This is a genomic window from Micromonospora sp. NPDC048894, from assembly GCF_040649765.1.
Taxonomy (GTDB): Bacteria; Actinomycetota; Actinomycetes; order Mycobacteriales; family Micromonosporaceae; genus Micromonospora; species Micromonospora antibiotica.
In genome coordinates this window covers 45693-62260 of the sequence record NZ_JBEZFY010000011.1, presented here as the reverse complement: position 1 = coordinate 62260, position 16568 = coordinate 45693, and the positions used below count along the sequence as shown (strand labels likewise).

Sequence of the window (16568 nt, the reverse complement as noted above, 5' to 3'; positions counted from 1 at the left end):
GGCAGTCGAGAGGAAGGCCGGAGATGAACGACGATCAGGTGCTGACCGGGCCCGGTACGCAGACCCGACGCGCCCTGCTGGCCGGGGCCGGTGCGGTGGGGGCCTCGGTTCTCCTGACCGCCTGCGGCGACGACTCCGGTGACGAACCGGCCACCCCGGCCACCGGTGGGCCGGCCGCGACCTCCGGCGGGTCCGGTGCCGCCGCGATCGCCAAGACCGCCGACATCCCGGTCGGCGGCGGCCAGGTCTACGCCGCGCAGGGCGTGGTGATCACCCAGCCGACGGAGGGGCAGTTCAAGGGTTTCGACCCGATCTGCACCCACCAGGGCTGCCCGGTGTCGAACGTCGACGGCGGGACGATCAACTGCACCTGCCACAACAGCAAGTTCGCCATCACCGACGGCGCGGTCAAGGAGGGGCCGGCGACCAAACCGCTGGCCGCCAAGGAACTCAAGATCGACGGCGACCAGATCTCGCTGGCCTGACCGACACCGGCCGGCCCGGAGGACGTCCTCCGGGCCGGCCGGTCGGGTTCACTGCGGGTAGACCGCCATCTCCCAGATCGAGTAGCCGTACGTGGTGGCCCGGGTCACCCCGTGCATCCGGACGTAGCGGGCGCTCGTCGTGGGGAAGGCCGCCACGTCGGTGCCGCCGTCGCCGGCCGTGGTCGACCAGACCGTACGCCAGGTCGACCCGTCGTTGGACACCTCGATCCGGTACGACCGGGCGTACGCCGACTCCCAGGCCAGCGTCACCCGACCCACCTGGCGGGCCGACCCGAGGTCCACGGTCAGCCACTGGTCGTCCGCCCAGCTGCTCGCCCAGCGGGTGCCGAGGTCGGAGTCGACGGCCTTGGCCGCCCCGAAGAACAGCTCACTGCCGGACGCGCTGACCGGCCGGCCGGCGGCCAGGTTGGTCAGGTCGTCGCCCCGGCGGGACGGGAACGACACCACCTGCTGGAAGGTGGGCCGGTTCTGCCAGGCGGTGGTGGCGTGCTTGATCCCGCCCAGCGGCGACTGGATGATCGCGTCCGCGCACCACTGGTCACCGGCGGCGCAGCTCGCGTCGCCGGGATAGGTCTGGGCGGCCGGGGTGGCCGCCGCCGTGCGTAGCGTGTCCAGCAGCACCTGCCGGCAGCCGGCCAGGTTCCCGGCCCCGCAGTAGCTCCGGCCCAGCCCGCCGCGCACCGGGTCGCCGAGCACCGCGCGCAGGTCCTTGTCGACGTAGCCCCACCAGCCGTACTGGAAGGACGAGCCCTTGTGCGACTGGGCCTCGTTGGCCGAGGTCGGCAGGTTGGACTTGTCGCCCTGCTGGTACCCGGAGGGGGACTCGTTGATCTGGATCGCGTTGATCAACGACTGGTAGAGGTCCGGGCCCAGCTGGTCGCGGAACATCCCCCGGACCAGCAGCGGCCACCAGGCGTCGAAGGTGCGGATCGCGTCGGCGTGCCGGTAGACCTTCGACCCCTTCGCGGTCTCCACCCGCAGCGCGCCGTCCTGCCGCCACGCCTTGAGCCGGCTGATCTCGGTGGCCAGCGCGGCGTCGGCGACGGGCTGGCTCTCCAGCACCCGGATCAGCTCGTCGAGCACCTCGGCCCCGCGCAGGTCGGTCACGCCGGCCTGCTCGACCAGCGCGGTCAGCGAGCCCCGGTCGAACTTCCGGCCGGCCTGAAGGCCCGCCTTGAGCGGGCGGTCCAGCAGGTCGGCCCGGTGCACCGCGCCGAAGCTGTAGTTGCCGTCCGCGCCGCCGAAGTCCTTGGCCTGCTTGTTGTTCCAGCTGACGTAGTAGTCCTGGTTGACCGACCGGGGGTGGGCGGCCAGCGGGGCGTAGTTGGCGGTGTTCGTCGCCGGGTCGAAGCCCTGCCACTCGTAGGCCGGCTCGGCCTTCATCGGCAGGTTCGGGTTGGACCCGGCGGCCCGCACCGGGTTCAGCCCGGAGTTGAAGTACGCCGACTCGGTGGAGTTGACGTAGAACCAGTTGAACGCGTACTCGACGTTGTTGGCCGAGGCGACGAAGGCGTCCGCCGAGCCCATCTCGGCCGGGTCGTTGAACATCTGGAAGCCGATCGCCGAGTCGGCCTCGTGCCGGTAGGTGGAGCGGAGCTGGGTGAACGCGTGCGGTTTGCCGCCCACCGTGCCCCGCCAGGACACCAGGCCGAGCTTCGTGCGCCAGGCCACGAGCTTGTACGACCCCTTGGCGGTGCCGTCGGCGAGGGTCGGCGTCCACTTGTTGACGTGCGCGAGCTGCTCCATCGCCACGCACTGCCCCCGGTAGAGGTAGTGGTCGGCGGCGAGGGTGGGGGCGCTGCCGTCGGTGGTGCACAGCGGCACCGCGTAGCTGTCGGTGATGTCGTGGATCGACGAGGTGGCGCTCCACGCGTAGTCCTGCCCCCGGCCGAGCAGCACGTAGAGGTTGAGACCGGCGAACGCCGCGCCCCGGGCACTGATCCCCGGGCCCTGCAACTCCTGCACCATCAGCAGTTGCGGGGAGAAGTAGCCGGTCTGCGGGCCGAAGACCGCGACCGGGTGTCCGGTGGCCGAGTTCCCGGCCGAGACCACCGCCGCGTTGGACATGCCCCGGTGCGCCGGGCTGATGGTCAGCCCGGACAGCGCGGCGGCCAGCTCACCGGACGCGCTGGTGCCGGGGGCACGGGCCGGGGCGGCGGTGCTGCCGGCGGAGCCGGTCGGGTCGGTGAAGATCGGCTCGACCCGGGCCGAGCCGGCGTCGGGCAGTGCCACGCTCGCCGCGTCCGGGGAGGCGTCGCCGTACGGGAAGCTCTGCCCGTCGTGCAGGGTCAGCACGGTCTCCGGGTCGTTCTGGTTGCGGAACGCCGTCCACACCCTGTCGCCCTCGGTGGCGCCGTACTTGGCGCGGGCGGCGATGCGGACCAGCGCGGACTGCATCTCGGTGCCGCCCCCGCCGCCGAACAGGCCGCCCACCACGCCGGCGATGGCGATCAGGTCGGTGAGCTGGAACGGCTCCGGGCCACCCGCGTTGGTGACCGCGTCCAGGTGGCCGGTGAGCACGTACTCGCCGGGGCAGTTGCGGGCGCCCATGCAGACGCCGATGTAGGCGTTGATGCCGGCGATGTACTCCTGCACGTCGGCGTAGAGCTGCTGGCCGCGCGGACCCTTCGTGCGCAGCGCCTCGACCTGCGCCTGGAGGTCCGCCTCGGTGTAGGGCGAGTTGCGCCAGACGCTCTGCTCCAGGGCCCGGTTGCCGGGGGCGCCCCCGGCGAACGAGGTGAGGGTGCCCCGGCCGACGTGCCGTAGCAGGTCCATGGTGAACAGTCGGTCCTCGGCCCCGGCGTAGCCCGCGCCGTACATGGTGCCGCCCCGGGTGGTGCCGGTGACGTGCGGGACGCCTGTCGCCTTGTCCCGCAGGATGCGCACGTCGGAGCGGGGCGAGTAGTCGCGTTCGACCTGCCCCTGCGGCACTCCGAAGGAGGCGTCGTTGAAGAACGAGCCGATCTGTTCCTCGCGCAGCCCGGCGTAGCCGTAGACCAGGTCGGCGTAGCGGTCGAGCTGGTCGGCGGAGTGCCGGGGCAGGGTGCCGAGGGTCTGGTTGCCCAGCACCTCGACGAGGGTGGCGTTGCCGTTCTGGCCGGGTGGCAGGATGTCGCCGCACTCGCCGAGGCAGTAGTCCTCGGGGCTGAACGCGGCACGTGGCGCGGCGGCCTCGGCCGGGGCGGCGGGGGTCGCGGTGAGCAGGGCGGCGACGCTGATGCCGGCGGTCAGTCCGGCGAGCAGGCGGCGGACGGTGGGGGGACGGGGCATGGTGATCCTCCGATGAGGATGGGGATATTTACGTGAATAACATTCGGTTACCGGATGGTAATCTCCGCTCGTCGATATCGGAAGACGTCCATCGAGCGGCTGCCGGATCTTTCCCCGGGAGTATCGAGCCGGTCGGCGCGCGTGGATAGCTTTCGATCCGGCACCCGGGCTGACGCCCGCCCCTCGCCCCACCCCGCCCGGCGCTCACCCGCCGGCCCTCCCGCCCGGACCGGTGCTCACCCGCCGGTCCCCCAACCCTGACCGGTGCTCACTGCCGGTCCCGCCCCCGACCGGCGGACACCCGCCGGTCCCGCCACTCCAGATTGGACCGTCGATGAAGGTCGTCCGTCTGCTCGCGTCCGCGACGCTGCTCGCGGCCGTGCTCACCCCGCCCGCGCCGGCCGCCGCGTCCCCGGGCACCGCCGCCGCCGCGCCCACCTCGGGGGCGTTCTCCGTGCTCACCTACAACGTCGCCGGGCTGCCCGACATCATCTCCAGCGGCGACCCGGCGACCAACACCCGGCCGATCGGCGAACGGCTCGGCGGGTACGACATCGTGCACGTCCAGGAGGACTTCAACTACCACGCCGACCTGTACGCCACCGACCAGCACCCGTACCGCACCCCGACCAGCGGGGGAGTGCCGTTCGGCAGCGGCCTCAACACGCTGTCGAACTACCCGTACAGCGACTTCGCCCGGGTGAAGTGGAACTCCTGCAACGGCACCGACTGCCTCACCCCGAAGGGCTTCACCGCCAGCCGCATCCGGCTCGCCGAGGGCGTCTTCGTCGACTTCTACAACGCCCACCCCAACGCCGGCACCACCGACGCCGATCTGGCCGCCCGCCGGTCCAACCTCAGCCAGCTCTCCGCGTACGTCGCCGCCAACTCGGCCGGCAACGCGGTGGTCCTGATGGGTGACCTGAACGTCCGCTACACCCGTACCGGAGACAACATCCGGGACCTGGTGGCGGCCAACGGCCTCACCGACGTCTGGGTGCAGCAGGAACGGGGCGGCCAGCCGCCGGCCGCCGGTGACCCCGCGCTGGTCTGCGACGAGGCCAACGTGACCGACTCCTGCGAGGTGGTCGACAAGATCCTCTACCGGGGCAACAAGCTGGTCAACCTCACCCTGAACCGCTACCACAACGAGCACGCCCGGTTCCTCACCCCGACCGGCGGGCCGCTGTCCGACCACTACCCGCACGCCGCCTGGTTCGACTGGACCCTCGCCCCGACGCTGCGGGCCAGCGATACCTGGGGCGGCCCGCACGGCACCGGCTTCACCGACGCCGACCGGGTCGGCCCGGCGGTGACCCGGGTCACCCTGCGCGGCGGCTCCCGGCTCGACGCCGTCGGCGTCGACCTCGCCGACGGCGGCCAGCTGCGCCACGGCGGCACCGGCGGGACCGAGACCGGCCTCACCCTGGCCCCCGGCGAGCGGATCACCCAGGTCACTCTGACCCAGGGCCAGAAGGACGGCCGGACCAGGATCTTCTCGGCCCGGCTCGGCACCGACCAGGGCCGCACCCTCAGCGCCGGTACGCCCACCTCGGCGACGGTCACCTTCACCGCGCCCCCGGGCGGTCGACTGGCCGGCTTCTTCGGCCGCAGCGGCACCGAGGTCGACCAGCTCGGTGTGATCTGGAGTGTCGGGGGCAACGGATAGTCTCGGTGCCGTGGCTGATCCCTCGACCTACCGCCCCGCGACCGGCACGATCCCCGAGTCCCCCGGGGTCTACCGGTTCCGCGACGGCACCGGCCGGGTGATCTACGTCGGCAAGGCCAAGAGTCTGCGCAGCAGGCTCAACTCCTACTTCGCCGACCCGTGGGGGCTGCACGAGCGCACCCGGCAGATGGTCACCACCGCCGAGTCGGTCGACTGGGTCACCGTGGGCACCGAGGTCGAGGCGCTCCAGCTCGAATACACCTGGATCAAGCAGTACGACCCCCGGTTCAACGTCCGGTACCGCGACGACAAGTCGTACCCGTACCTGGCGGTCACCCTCGACGAGGAATACCCGCGGCTGCAGGTCATGCGGGGCGCGAAGCGTAAGGGCGTGCGGTACTTCGGGCCGTACTCGCACGCCTGGGCGATCCGCGAGACGCTCGACCTGCTGCTGCGGGTCTTCCCCGCCCGCACCTGCTCCGCCGGGGTGTTCAAGCGGGCCGGGCAGGTGGGCCGGCCCTGCCTGCTCGGTTACATCGGCAAGTGCTCCGCGCCCTGCGTGGGCACCGTCTCCGCCGACGCGCACCGGGCGATCGTCGACAACTTCTGCGAGTTCATGGCCGGCCGTACCGACAGCATGGTGCGTCGCCTCGAACGCGAGATGACCGAGGCCAGCGAGCAGTTGGAGTTCGAGCGGGCGGCCCGGCTCCGCGACGACGTGGCCGCCCTGCGCCGGGCCATGGAGAAGCAGACCGTGGTGCTCGGCGACGGCACCGACGCCGACGTGGTCGCCTTCGCCGACGACCCCCTCGAAGCGTCCGTGCAGGTCTTCCACGTCCGCGACGGTCGGGTACGCGGCCAACGCGGCTGGGTGGTGGAAAAGACCGAGGAGCTGACCACCGGCGACCTGGTGCACCACTTCTGCACCCAGGTCTACGGCGGCGAGCAGGGCGAGGCGGACGTCCCCCGGGAGTTGCTCGTCCCCGAGCTGCCCGGTGACGCCGACGCGCTCGCCGACTGGCTCAGCGCCCGCCGGGGCAGCCGGGTGTCGCTGCGGGTGCCCCAGCGCGGCGACAAGAAGACCCTGCTGGAGACCGTGGGCCGCAACGCGAAGGACGCGCTGGCCCGGCACAAGCTCAAGCGGGCCGGCGACCTCACCACCCGGGGCAAGGCGCTCGACGAGATCAGCGAGGCGCTCGGCATGCGTACCTCGCCGCTGCGCATCGAGTGCTTCGACGTCTCCCAGATCCAGGGCACCGACGTGGTGGCCAGCATGGTCGTCTTCGAGGACGGGCTGCCCCGCAAGAGCGAATACCGCCGGTTCATCGTCCGGGGCGCCACCGACGACCTGTCGGCGATGTCCGAGGTGCTGCGTCGCCGCTTCGCCCGCTACCTCGACGCCCGCGCCGAGACCGGTGAGCTGGGCGAGGAGACCGCGTCCGACCCCGACCGCCCCGGCATCGACCCGACCACCGGCCGGCCACGCAAGTTCGCGTACCCGCCGCAGCTGGTGGTGGTCGACGGCGGTGCCCCGCAGGTGGCGGCGGCCGCCCAGGCGCTGGCCGAGCTGGGCATCGACGACGTGGCGCTGTGCGGGCTGGCCAAGCGGCTGGAGGAGGTCTGGCTCCCCGACGACGACTACCCGGTCATCCTGCCGCGCACCTCCGAGGGGCTCTACCTGCTGCAACGCGCCCGGGACGAGGCGCACCGGTTCGCCATCACCTTCCACCGGCAGCGGCGCTCCAAGCGGATGACCGAATCAGCCCTGGACACCGTCCCCGGGCTGGGTGAGGTCCGCCGCAAGGCGTTGCTGCACCACTTCGGCTCGCTCAAACGGCTCTCCGCCGCCACCGTGGAGGAGATCGTCGAGGTGCCCGGGGTGGGCCGGCGCACCGCCGAGGCGATCCTCGCCGCCCTCGACGACGACCCGAAGACCACCGCCCCCACCCCGGCCGACTGACGGCGGTCAGGGCTGGTCGGCGAGGACGGTGAGGATGGACTCGCCGTACTTGGCCAGCTTGTTCTCGCCGACGCCGCTGATCCTCGACAGCTCGGCCAGCGAGGTGGGGGAGTCGGTGGCGATCTGCCGCAGCGTCGCGTCGTGGAAGATCACGTACGCGGGCACGCCCTGTTCCTTGGCGGTGGCTCCCCGCCAGGCACGCAGCCGCTCGAACAGCGACCCGGCCGCCGGGGACAGCTCGGCGACCACGGTGGCCGCGCCGCGCGGCTTCGCCGAGCGGGCCGAGGCCACCTTCTCCGGCTCCCGGCGCATGGTGACCGTGCGGCGGCGGGCCAGCACGTCCGCGCTGGCCTCGGTGAGCGCCAGCGTGCCGTAGTCGCCCTCGACCGCCAGCAGCCCCTCGGCGAGCAGCTGCCGGACCACCCCGCGCCACTCCGTATCGCGCAGCTCGGTGCCGATGCCGAAGGTGCTCAGCGCGTCGTGGCCGTGCTGGCTGATCTTGTCGTTCTGCTTGCCGAGCAGGATGTCCACGCAGTGCCCGGCGCCGAAGCGCTGGTTGCGCTCCCGGTCGAGCCGGTAGACGGTGGACAGCAGCTTCTGCGCGGCCACCGTGCCGTCCCAGGTCTCCGGCGGGGTCAGGCAGGTGTCGCAGTTGCCGCAGTCGGCCGTGCCGGGCTGGCCGAAGTATTCGAGCAGCTGCACCCGTCGGCAGCGGACCGTCTCGCAGAGCGCCAGCATGGCGTCCAGGTGGGTGGCGAGGTTACGGCGGTGGGCCAGATCGCCGTCGGACGTCTCGATCATCTTGCGTTGCTGCACCACGTCCTGGAGGCCGTAGGCGAGCCACGCCGTCGACGGCAGGCCGTCCCGGCCGGCCCGCCCGGTCTCCTGGTAGTAGCCCTCGACCGACTTGGGCAGGTCGAGGTGGGCCACGAAGCGGACGTCCGGCTTGTCGATGCCCATCCCGAAGGCGATCGTGGCGACCATGACCAGGCCGTCCTCGCGCAGGAAACGCTGCTGGTTGGTGGCGCGGGTGCCCGAGTCCAGGCCGGCGTGGTAGGGCAGCGCGGCGACCCCGTTGGCGACCAGGAACTCGGCAGTCTTGTCCACCGAGGCCCGGGACAGGCAGTAGACGATGCCGGCATCGCCCGGGTGCTCGTCGCGCAGCAGGGCCAGCAACTGCTTGCGCGGCTCCTTCTTGGGCACGATCCGGTACTGGATGTTGGGCCGGTCGAAGCTGGCCACGAAGTGCTTCGCCTCGGTGAGCTGGAGCCGGGTGGCGATCTCGGCCCGGGTGGCGCTGGTGGCGGTCGCGGTCAGCGCGATCCGGGGTACCGTCGGCCACCGCTCGTGCAGCATCGACAGGGCCAGGTAGTCGGGGCGGAAGTCGTGCCCCCACTGGGACACGCAGTGCGCCTCGTCGATGGCGAACAGGCCGATCCGGCCCCGGTCGAGCAGTTGCTGCACGCCCCGGGTGCCCAGCGCCTCGGGGGCCAGGTAGAGCAGATCCAGTTCCCCGGCGACGAAGGCCTGCTCGACCGTGCGCCGGGCCGCGTAGTCCTGCGTCGAGTTGAGGAAACCCGCGCGTACGCCGACCGCCGTCAGCGCGTCGACCTGGTCCTGCATGAGGGCGATCAGCGGGGAGACGACCACCGCGACGCCGTCGCGGACCAGCGCCGGGACCTGGTAACACAGTGACTTGCCGCCACCGGTGGGCATCAGCACCAGCGCGTCCCCACCGGCCACCACGTGATCGATGATTTCCTGCTGGAAGCCCCGGAAGGCGTCGTAGCCGAAGACCCGGCGGAGCACGTCGAGGGCGTCGGAGGCGCGCAACTCGGTGGGGGAGACCATCCGGGGAGTCTACGAGCCGGCCCCGACACCACCGTCCACGACGCCCCCGGACCCGCCCCGATCCGCCCCGCTTCCGGCGGCACCCTCGTCCTCAGCGGTGCCCCCGCCGGAGCCGGCGGGTGTCCGACCCGGCGGGCCCTCACCCGGTGCTGTCCCCGTCACCCCAGCAGAGGCCGCCGATGCCGGCGGCGCTGTGGAAGCCGAGACGCCGTGCGGTTGGATGGCCTGATGGCGGTACACATCGATATCGACGCACTCCGGGACGCGGCCGGGGTCGAGGTCTGCGCAGCGGCGGACAAGCTGACGGCCTCCGGCCAGCCGCCGGAGGTCCTCCCGGTCGACGGCGGAGCATCCGGGGTGGTCCACGAGGCGGGTCGGCCGCCGTACGAGGTCTGGGTGGGGGTCACGGCGGACGGCTTCACCGCCGAGTGCGACTGTGCCGCCGAGACCGACCTGTGTGCGCACGCGGTGGCCCTCACCGCCGCCGCCCTGGCCGAGGGCTTCGCGTGGTCGTCGACGGCCACCCCGCAGTTGGACCCGGCGGTCGACCCCCGGGTCGCGGAGCTGACCGTACTCGCGCGTGGGCTGCCCGCGCGCCGGCTGGCGGCGCTGGTCGCCGAGTGGGCGGCCACGGACCCGGTGTGGGAGGGCGCGCTACGGGCGCAGGCCGGCCAGCCCGCGCCCCGCACCGCCGTCGAACTGGACGGAGACTAGGACGATCGTGCCGCCACCGTCGCGGTGCGGAGGTGGTGACACTTCTCCCGTCGAGCGGTATGCCTGTCCGGCATAAATATGACGGACAGGCATACCGCTCCGCGCCAGGCAATGCTCCGGATGCCGGTCGAACGCCGAGCCGACCCCGCCGGGCGACCCGCCGTCGGGCGTGCCGGGATCGACGCCGCCCACCGGGATAGAGTCGTCGACTGACCCTGCGCGGTACGGGACCCATCGGGGCTCGCCGCCACGGAACCGGGAGTGGTGGAATGGGCGAGGCGCGGACAACCGGCGGGCACGTCGAGGGCGGCACGGCGGAGTCGGACACCACGCTGGTGGTGGTCACCGGCCTGTCCGGCGGTGGCCGCAGCACGGTGGCGCGCGCCCTGGAGAACGTCGGCTACTACGTGGTGGACAACCTGCCGCAGGCGCTGATGCTGGACATGGCCGAGCTGGCGATGAAGGCCGGCGGGGCGGCCCGGCGTACCGCGATGGTGCTGGACGTGCGGTCGCGGGCGTTCTCCACCGACCTGGCCGGGGCGATCCGGGAGCTGAAGGAACGTGGCTTCTCGCCCCGGGTGGTCTTCGTCGACGCCGACGACGAGGTGCTGATCCGGCGGTTCGAGAGCGTGCGCCGGTCGCACCCGTTGCAGGGTGAGGGGCGGTTGGCCGACGGGATCGCCGTCGAGCGGGCCCTGCTGGAGGAGGCCCGCGACCAGGCCGATGTGATCATCGACACCAGCCACCTCAACGTCAACCAGCTCCGCCGTCGGGTCGAGGAGCTGTTCGGCGGGGAGGACGCCCGGCGGTTGCGGCTCACCGTGCTCTCGTTCGGCTTCAAGTACGGCCTGCCGCCGGACGCCGATTTCGTCCTCGACGCCCGGTTCCTGCCGAATCCGTACTGGGTGCCGGAGCTGCGGGAGCACACCGGTCGGGAGGCGGCGGTCAGCGCGTACGTGCTCGGCCAGGAGGGCGCGGACGCCTTCGTCGCCTCGTACGCCGAGCTGGTCAACGCCACCACCGCCGGTTTCGAGCGGGAGGGCAAGCGTTACCTGACGGTGGCCGTGGGCTGCACCGGCGGCAAGCACCGCAGCGTGGCGATCGCCGAGGAGCTGGCCGAGCGGCTGCGCCAGTCGGGGCTGGCCGCCAATGCGCAGCACCGGGACCTGGGGCGGGAGTGACGGTGCGGTCGGTGGTCGCCTTCGGCGGGGGGCACGGACTGTCCGCCTCGCTGCGGGCGCTGCGGCACTGCGCCGGGGAGTTGGACCTGGACATCACCGCCGTGGTCACCGTCGGCGACGACGGCGGCTCCAGCGGCCGGCTCCGGGCCGAACGCGGCGGCCTGCCCCCGGGCGACCTGCGGCAGGCACTGGTCGCGTTGGCCGGGGACCATCCGGCCACCCGACGTAGCGCCGGGCTGTTCCAGCACCGGTTCGCCGGTGCCACCCGGGACGGGCTGGCCGGTCACGCGGTGGGCAACCTGGTGCTCTGCGGCCTGATGGAGCAGCTCGGCGACCCGGTCGCCGCGCTGGCGCACGCCGGCGCGATGCTCGGCGCGGTCGGCCGGGTGCTGCCGATGTCCGCCCAGCCGGTGGACATCGAGGCCCGGGTCCGTGGCCTCGACCCGGCCCACCCCGACGAGGTACGCACGGTGCGCGGCCAGCACCAGGTGGCGGTGACCACCGGCACGGTGCAGGCGCTGCGGATCACCCCGGACGCCCCGGTGGCCTGCGCGGAGGCGGTGGCCGCGATCGGCGACGCCGACTGGTTGATCTTCGGACCGGGCAGCTGGTACACCAGCGTGCTGCCGCACCTGCTGGTGCCGGGGCTGGCCGAGGCGATCGTGACCAGCCCGGCCCGGCGGCTGGTCACCCTCAACCTGGCCGCCGAGAAGGAGACCCTGGGTCTCTCGGTGGCCGACCACCTGGCCGCTCTGCGTTGGTACCTTCCGCAGCTCACCGTCGACTACGTGGTGGCCGACTCCAAGGCGGTGGGTGACCCCGAACCGGTCGGGCGTGCGGCAGAATCGCTTGGTGCCCGGTTGGTCCTCGCCCCGGTCGCCGTCGACGACGGCACGCCCCGTCACGATCCGGCCGCCCTGGCTGCCGCACTGGTGCCTGTCCTGGGCGTCGATCGTTAAGCACGTACGTAATCACCGGCGACACGCCGGTACCGGTCCGTGAGGGGGCGCACAATGGCGATGACGGCTGCGGTCAAGGACGAGCTGAGCCGGGTCGACGTGCCCAAGCCCTGCTGCCGGCGGGCGGAGATGGCGGCGCTGCTGCGCTTCGCCGGTGGGCTGCACATCGTCTCCGGTCGGGTGGTGGTGGAGGCGGAGCTGGACACCGGGGCGGTGGCCCGCCGGCTGCGCCGGGAGATCGCCGAGGTCTACGGCTATCCCAGCGAGATCCACGTGCTCGCCTCCGGCGGGCTGCGCAAGGGCAGCCACTTCATCGTCCGGGTGGTCAAGGACGGCGAGGCGCTGGCCCGGCAGACCGGCCTGCTCGACGTCCGGGGCCGGCCCGTACGCGGCCTGCCGCCGCACGTGGTGGCGGCGAACGTCTGCTGCGCGGTGGCGGCCTGGCGGGGCGCGTTCATGGCGCACGGCTCGTTGACCGAGCCGGGCCGCTCCAGTGCGTTGGAGATCACCTGCCCGGGGCCGGAGTCCGCGTTGGCCCTGGTGGGGGCGGCCCGTCGGATCGGCATCACCGCCAAGAACCGGGAGGTGCGCGGGGTGGACCGGGTGGTGGTCAAGGACGGTGACGCGATCGCCGCGCTACTCACCCGGGTCGGCGCGCACTCCAGCGTGTTGGCCTGGGAGGAGCGTCGGGTACGCCGGGAGGTGCGGGCCACGGCCAACCGGTTGGCGAACTTCGACGACGCCAACCTGCGCCGCTCGGCGCGGGCGGCGGTGGCCGCCGCCGCCCGGGTCACCCGGGCACTGGAGATCCTCGCCGACGACGCGCCGAACCATCTCACCTCGGCCGGTCAGCTGCGGCTGGAGCACCGGCAGGCGTCGCTGGAGGAGTTGGGCGCGCTGGCCGACCCGCCGTTGACCAAGGACGCGATCGCCGGGCGGATCCGCCGGTTGCTGGCGTTGGCCGACAAGCGGGCCCGTGACCTGGGCATCCCGGATACCGAAGCGGCAGTCACGCCGGACATGCTCGTGGTCTGATAGGACGGTGGGCCGCCATCCCGCGGGCGCGTGCGAGGCACGGGCCGGCGGGCGTGACGTGCCCCGGGTCGGGTGGGTGGGGCGTGCCGTGCCGTCGACCCGACGGGGTCACCACCCGCCGCAGCACGGCGGGGCACGCTCGGATAGGGTCGTCAGGTACGGCAAGGGGGCCGGCACAGGCACTCCTCGCCGTGCACGCCGCCTCAGGCGGTCAGGTCCTCCCAGACCGTGGCGGGGTGGCCGAGACGAATCGTCAACGGCCGGCTCACCGGCCGGCGCACACACCTCCGCCGGCCCGTTCTGACGTCGGCGGACCAGAACGCGAGGAGATGGGACCTGTGACCATCCGGGTTGGCATCAACGGCTTCGGCCGCATCGGCCGTAACTTCTTCCGGGCCGTGCTGGCGTCCGGCGCCGACATCGAGGTCGTCGCCGTGAACGACCTGACCGACAACGCGACGCTCGCCCACCTGCTCAAGTACGACAGCATCCTCGGTCGTCTGCCGCACGAGGTCAAGGCCACCGCCGACGAGATCACCGTCGGTGGCAAGACCATCAAGGCGTTCGCCGAGAAGGACCCGTCGAAGCTGGCGTGGGGCGACGCCGGGGCGGACGTCGTCATCGAGTCCACCGGTTTCTTCACCGACGGCACCAAGGCCAAGGCGCACATCGACGGCGGGGCCAAGAAGGTCATCATCTCCGCCCCGGCGAAGAACGAGGACGTCACGGTCGTCATGGGCGTGAACCACGACCAGTACGACCCGGCCAAGCACACCATCATCTCGAACGCGTCGTGCACCACGAACTGCCTGGCCCCGATGGCGAAGGTCCTCCAGGACACCTTCGGCATCGAGAAGGGCCTGATGACCACGATCCACGCGTACACCCAGGACCAGAACCTCCAGGACGCGCCGCACAAGGACCTGCGTCGGGCCCGTGCCGCCGCGCTGAACATCGTCCCCACCTCGACCGGTGCCGCCAAGGCGATCGGGCTGGTGCTGCCGGTGCTCAAGGGCAAGCTGGACGGTTACGCGCTGCGGGTGCCGATCCCGACCGGCTCGGCCACCGACCTGACCGTCGAGGTCGGCCGGGAGACCACCGTGGACGAGGTCAACGCCGCGATCAAGGCCGCCGCGGACGGCCCGCTCAAGGGCATCCTGGTCTACAACGAGGACCCGATCGTCTCGTCCGACATCGTCACCGACCCGGCGTCGTGCATCTTCGACGCACCGCTGACCAAGGTCATCGGCAACCAGGTCAAGGTCGTCGGCTGGTACGACAACGAGTGGGGCTACTCCAACCGGCTCGTCGACCTGGTCAAGCTGGTGGGTTCCTCGCTGTGAGCATCCGCAACCTCGACGACCTGCTCGCCGAGGGGGTGTCAGGTCGGCGCGTGCTGGTGCGCGCCGACCTGAACGTCCCACTCGACAAGCAGACCGGGGAGATCACCGACGACGGCCGGATCCGGGCCGTCCTGCCCACCCTGGGCGCGCTCGTGCAGGCCGGGGCGAAGGTCGTGGTCTGCTCGCACCTGGGTCGCCCGAAGGGTGCCCCGGACCCGCAGTACAGCCTCCGCCCGGTTGCCGGGCGGCTCGGTGAGCTGCTCGACGCGCCGGTGCACTTCGCCACCGACACCGTCGGCGAGTCCGCCCGCAGCACCGTGGACGCGCTGGCCGACGGCCAGGTGGCCCTGCTGGAGAACCTCCGTTTCAACAAGGGGGAGACCAGTAAGGACGACACCGAGCGGGGGGCCTTCGCCGACCAGCTCGCCGCGTTCGGCGAGGCGTACGTGGACGACGCGTTCGGCGCGGTGCACCGCAAGCACGCCAGCGTCCACGACGTACCGGCCCGGCTGCCGCACGTCGCGGGCCGGCTGGTGCTGCGTGAGGTGGAGGTGCTGTCCCGGCTGGCCGGCGAGCCGGAGCGCCCGTACGTGGTGGTGCTCGGCGGTTCCAAGGTCTCCGACAAGCTGGCCGTGATCGAGGCGCTGCTGCCGAAGGTCGACCGGCTGCTCATCGGCGGCGGGATGTGCTTCACCTTCCTCAAGGCCCAGGGCCACGAGGTGGGCACCTCGCTGTTGGAGCAGGAGATGGTCGAGACCTGCGGCAACCTCCTGGCCCGCGCCGAGGGCAAGATCCTGCTCCCGGTCGACGTGGTGGCGGCCGACGCCTTCGCCCCGGACGCCGCGCACGACACGGTGCCCGCCGACGGCATCCCCAGCCACCGGCTCGGCCTGGACATCGGCCCGGAGACGGTGGCCGGTTTCACCGCCGCCCTGTCGCAGGCTAAGACGGTCTTCTGGAACGGCCCGATGGGCGTGTTCGAGATGCCGGCGTTCGCCAACGGCACCCGGGGTGTCGCCGAGGCGATCACCAAGACCGACGCGTTCACCGTGGTCGGTGGCGGTGACTCGGCGGCGGCCGTACGGGCCCTCGGGCTGGACGAGTCGTCGTTCGGGCACATCTCCACGGGTGGCGGCGCCTCCCTGGAATACCTGGAGGGCAAGACCCTCCCCGGCATCGCGGCCCTGGAGAACTGATGGCGAGCGTCACCCGCCGGCCGCTGATGGCCGGCAACTGGAAGATGAACCTCAACCACCTCGAGGCCAACCTGCTGGTGCAGAAGCTGGCCGCGAGCCTCACCGAGCAGCAGCTCACCGCCGTCGAGACGGTGGTCCTGCCGCCCTTCACCGACCTGCGCACCGTGCAGACCGCGGTGGACGGCGACAAGCTGCTCATCGGCTACGGCGGGCAGGACCTCTCGCCGTACCAGTCCGGCGCGTACACCGGGGACATCTCCGGGGCGATGCTGGCCAAGCTGGGCTGCACCTACGTGGCGGTCGGGCACTCGGAGCGGCGGCAGTACCACTACGAGGACGACGCGATCGTCAACGCGAAGGTGGCCGCCGCGCTGGCCAACGGGCTCACCCCGATCCTCTGCATCGGTGAGGGCCTGGAGATCCGCGAGCAGCTGCGGCACGTGCCGCACTGCTGCGACCAGCTCGACGGCGCCCTGAAGGGGCTCACCGCCGAGCAGGTCACCAAGGTCGTGGTGGCCTACGAGCCGGTCTGGGCGATCGGCACCGGCAAGACGGCCACCCCCGAGGACGCCCAGGAGGTCTGCGGGGAGGTCCGCAAGCGGCTGGTCGAGACGTACGACCAGAGCACCGCGGACCAGGTCCGGATCCTCTACGGCGGCTCGGTGAAGTCGTCCAACGTCGCGTCGATCATGTCCCAGCCGGACGTGGACGGGGCGCTCGTGGGCGGGGCCAGCCTGGACGCCGAGGAGTTCGCGAAGATCTGCCGCTTCCCGGAGCACACGGGTCGCTGATCGCTCGCTATTCTTGACTCCGCCCGTCCACCGGTCGGTGCCGCCGTGCCCGATCTGTCCGGGCGAGGATCGTAACGAGAGGACTGACCCCAG

12 protein-coding genes are annotated in these 16568 nt (G+C 72.1%); 10 read left to right on the top strand and 2 right to left on the bottom strand.

The genetic code is table 11. The features are described 5' to 3' along the window. Window positions 1-23 precede the first annotated feature (23 nt). Window positions 24-485 carry a Rieske (2Fe-2S) protein gene (locus AB0C22_RS22800; RefSeq protein WP_219463744.1) on the top strand — a complete coding sequence of 154 codons (462 nt, stop codon included), beginning with the start codon at window positions 24-26 and terminating at the stop codon, window positions 483-485. Between the two features lie 48 nt (window positions 486-533). On the opposite strand, the gene AB0C22_RS22795 is transcribed toward AB0C22_RS22800, so the two are convergent. Further along, entirely contained in the window at window positions 534-3776 is a 3243-nt protein-coding gene (locus tag AB0C22_RS22795; protein WP_219463741.1) for a penicillin acylase family protein, read from the bottom strand. A 334-nt stretch (window positions 3777-4110) separates the two neighbouring features. Between AB0C22_RS22795 and AB0C22_RS22790 the strand changes: the two genes are divergently transcribed. Together AB0C22_RS22790 and uvrC are read left to right on the top strand one after the other, a co-directional pair. Beyond that, entirely contained in the window at window positions 4111-5445 is a 1335-nt protein-coding gene (locus tag AB0C22_RS22790) for an endonuclease/exonuclease/phosphatase family protein (RefSeq protein ID WP_219463739.1), read from the top strand. A gap of 10 nt (window positions 5446-5455) precedes the next feature. Next, window positions 5456-7405 carry an excinuclease ABC subunit UvrC gene (uvrC, locus tag AB0C22_RS22785; protein ID WP_219463737.1) on the top strand — a complete coding sequence of 650 codons (1950 nt, stop codon included), beginning with the start codon at window positions 5456-5458 and terminating at the stop codon, window positions 7403-7405. Between the two features lie 6 nt (window positions 7406-7411). Here the strand turns inward: uvrC and recQ are convergent, their stop codons facing one another. Then, entirely contained in the window at window positions 7412-9256 is a 1845-nt protein-coding gene (recQ, locus tag AB0C22_RS22780; RefSeq protein ID WP_219463735.1) for a DNA helicase RecQ, read from the bottom strand. Window positions 9257-9484: 228 nt separating this feature from the next. Here recQ and AB0C22_RS22775 point away from each other — a divergent pair, with 228 nt between their 5' ends. The 7 genes from AB0C22_RS22775 to tpiA all read left to right on the top strand — a co-directional run bounded on the left by AB0C22_RS22775 (window position 9485) and on the right by tpiA (window position 16475). Further along, window positions 9485-9970, top strand: coding sequence for a hypothetical protein (locus tag AB0C22_RS22775; RefSeq protein ID WP_219463734.1), 486 nt, complete (start codon window positions 9485-9487; stop codon window positions 9968-9970). Between the two features lie 269 nt (window positions 9971-10239). Beyond that, on the top strand, window positions 10240-11151 hold the full coding sequence (rapZ, locus tag AB0C22_RS22770; RefSeq protein ID WP_208569204.1) for an RNase adapter RapZ: 912 nt from the start codon (window positions 10240-10242) through the stop codon (window positions 11149-11151). After that, window positions 11148-12110, top strand: a complete 963-nt coding sequence (yvcK, locus tag AB0C22_RS22765) for a uridine diphosphate-N-acetylglucosamine-binding protein YvcK (RefSeq protein ID WP_357536860.1) — start codon at window positions 11148-11150, stop codon at window positions 12108-12110. Before rapZ ends, yvcK begins: the two co-directional genes overlap by 4 nt. Window positions 12111-12164: 54 nt before the next feature. Beyond that, a complete protein-coding gene (whiA, locus tag AB0C22_RS22760; protein WP_091237335.1) occupies window positions 12165-13145 on the top strand; it encodes a DNA-binding protein WhiA in 981 nt (326 codons plus the stop codon). A gap of 338 nt (window positions 13146-13483) precedes the next feature. Next, window positions 13484-14488 carry a type I glyceraldehyde-3-phosphate dehydrogenase gene (gap, locus tag AB0C22_RS22755; protein WP_208569202.1) on the top strand — a complete coding sequence of 335 codons (1005 nt, stop codon included), beginning with the start codon at window positions 13484-13486 and terminating at the stop codon, window positions 14486-14488. Next, entirely contained in the window at window positions 14485-15684 is a 1200-nt protein-coding gene (locus tag AB0C22_RS22750; protein WP_219463730.1) for a phosphoglycerate kinase, read from the top strand. Before gap ends, AB0C22_RS22750 begins: the two co-directional genes overlap by 4 nt. Further along, window positions 15684-16475, top strand: a complete 792-nt coding sequence (gene tpiA, locus AB0C22_RS22745; protein WP_357536857.1) for a triose-phosphate isomerase — start codon at window positions 15684-15686, stop codon at window positions 16473-16475. Before AB0C22_RS22750 ends, tpiA begins: the two co-directional genes overlap by 1 nt. Window positions 16476-16568 lie beyond the last annotated feature (93 nt).

Coding starts and splice junctions, on each gene's coding strand:
- AB0C22_RS22800 (WP_219463744.1), top strand. CDS start 24: ATGAACGACGATCAGGTGCTGACCGGGCCCGGTACGCAGACCCGACGC.
- AB0C22_RS22795 (WP_219463741.1), bottom strand. CDS start 3,776: ATGCCCCGTCCCCCCACCGTCCGCCGCCTGCTCGCCGGACTGACCGCC.
- AB0C22_RS22790 (WP_219463739.1), top strand. CDS start 4,111: ATGAAGGTCGTCCGTCTGCTCGCGTCCGCGACGCTGCTCGCGGCCGTG.
- recQ (WP_219463735.1), bottom strand. CDS start 9,256: ATGGTCTCCCCCACCGAGTTGCGCGCCTCCGACGCCCTCGACGTGCTC.
- AB0C22_RS22775 (WP_219463734.1), top strand. CDS start 9,485: ATGGCGGTACACATCGATATCGACGCACTCCGGGACGCGGCCGGGGTC.
- rapZ (WP_208569204.1), top strand. CDS start 10,240: ATGGGCGAGGCGCGGACAACCGGCGGGCACGTCGAGGGCGGCACGGCG.
- whiA (WP_091237335.1), top strand. CDS start 12,165: ATGGCGATGACGGCTGCGGTCAAGGACGAGCTGAGCCGGGTCGACGTG.
- tpiA (WP_357536857.1), top strand. CDS start 15,684: ATGGCGAGCGTCACCCGCCGGCCGCTGATGGCCGGCAACTGGAAGATG.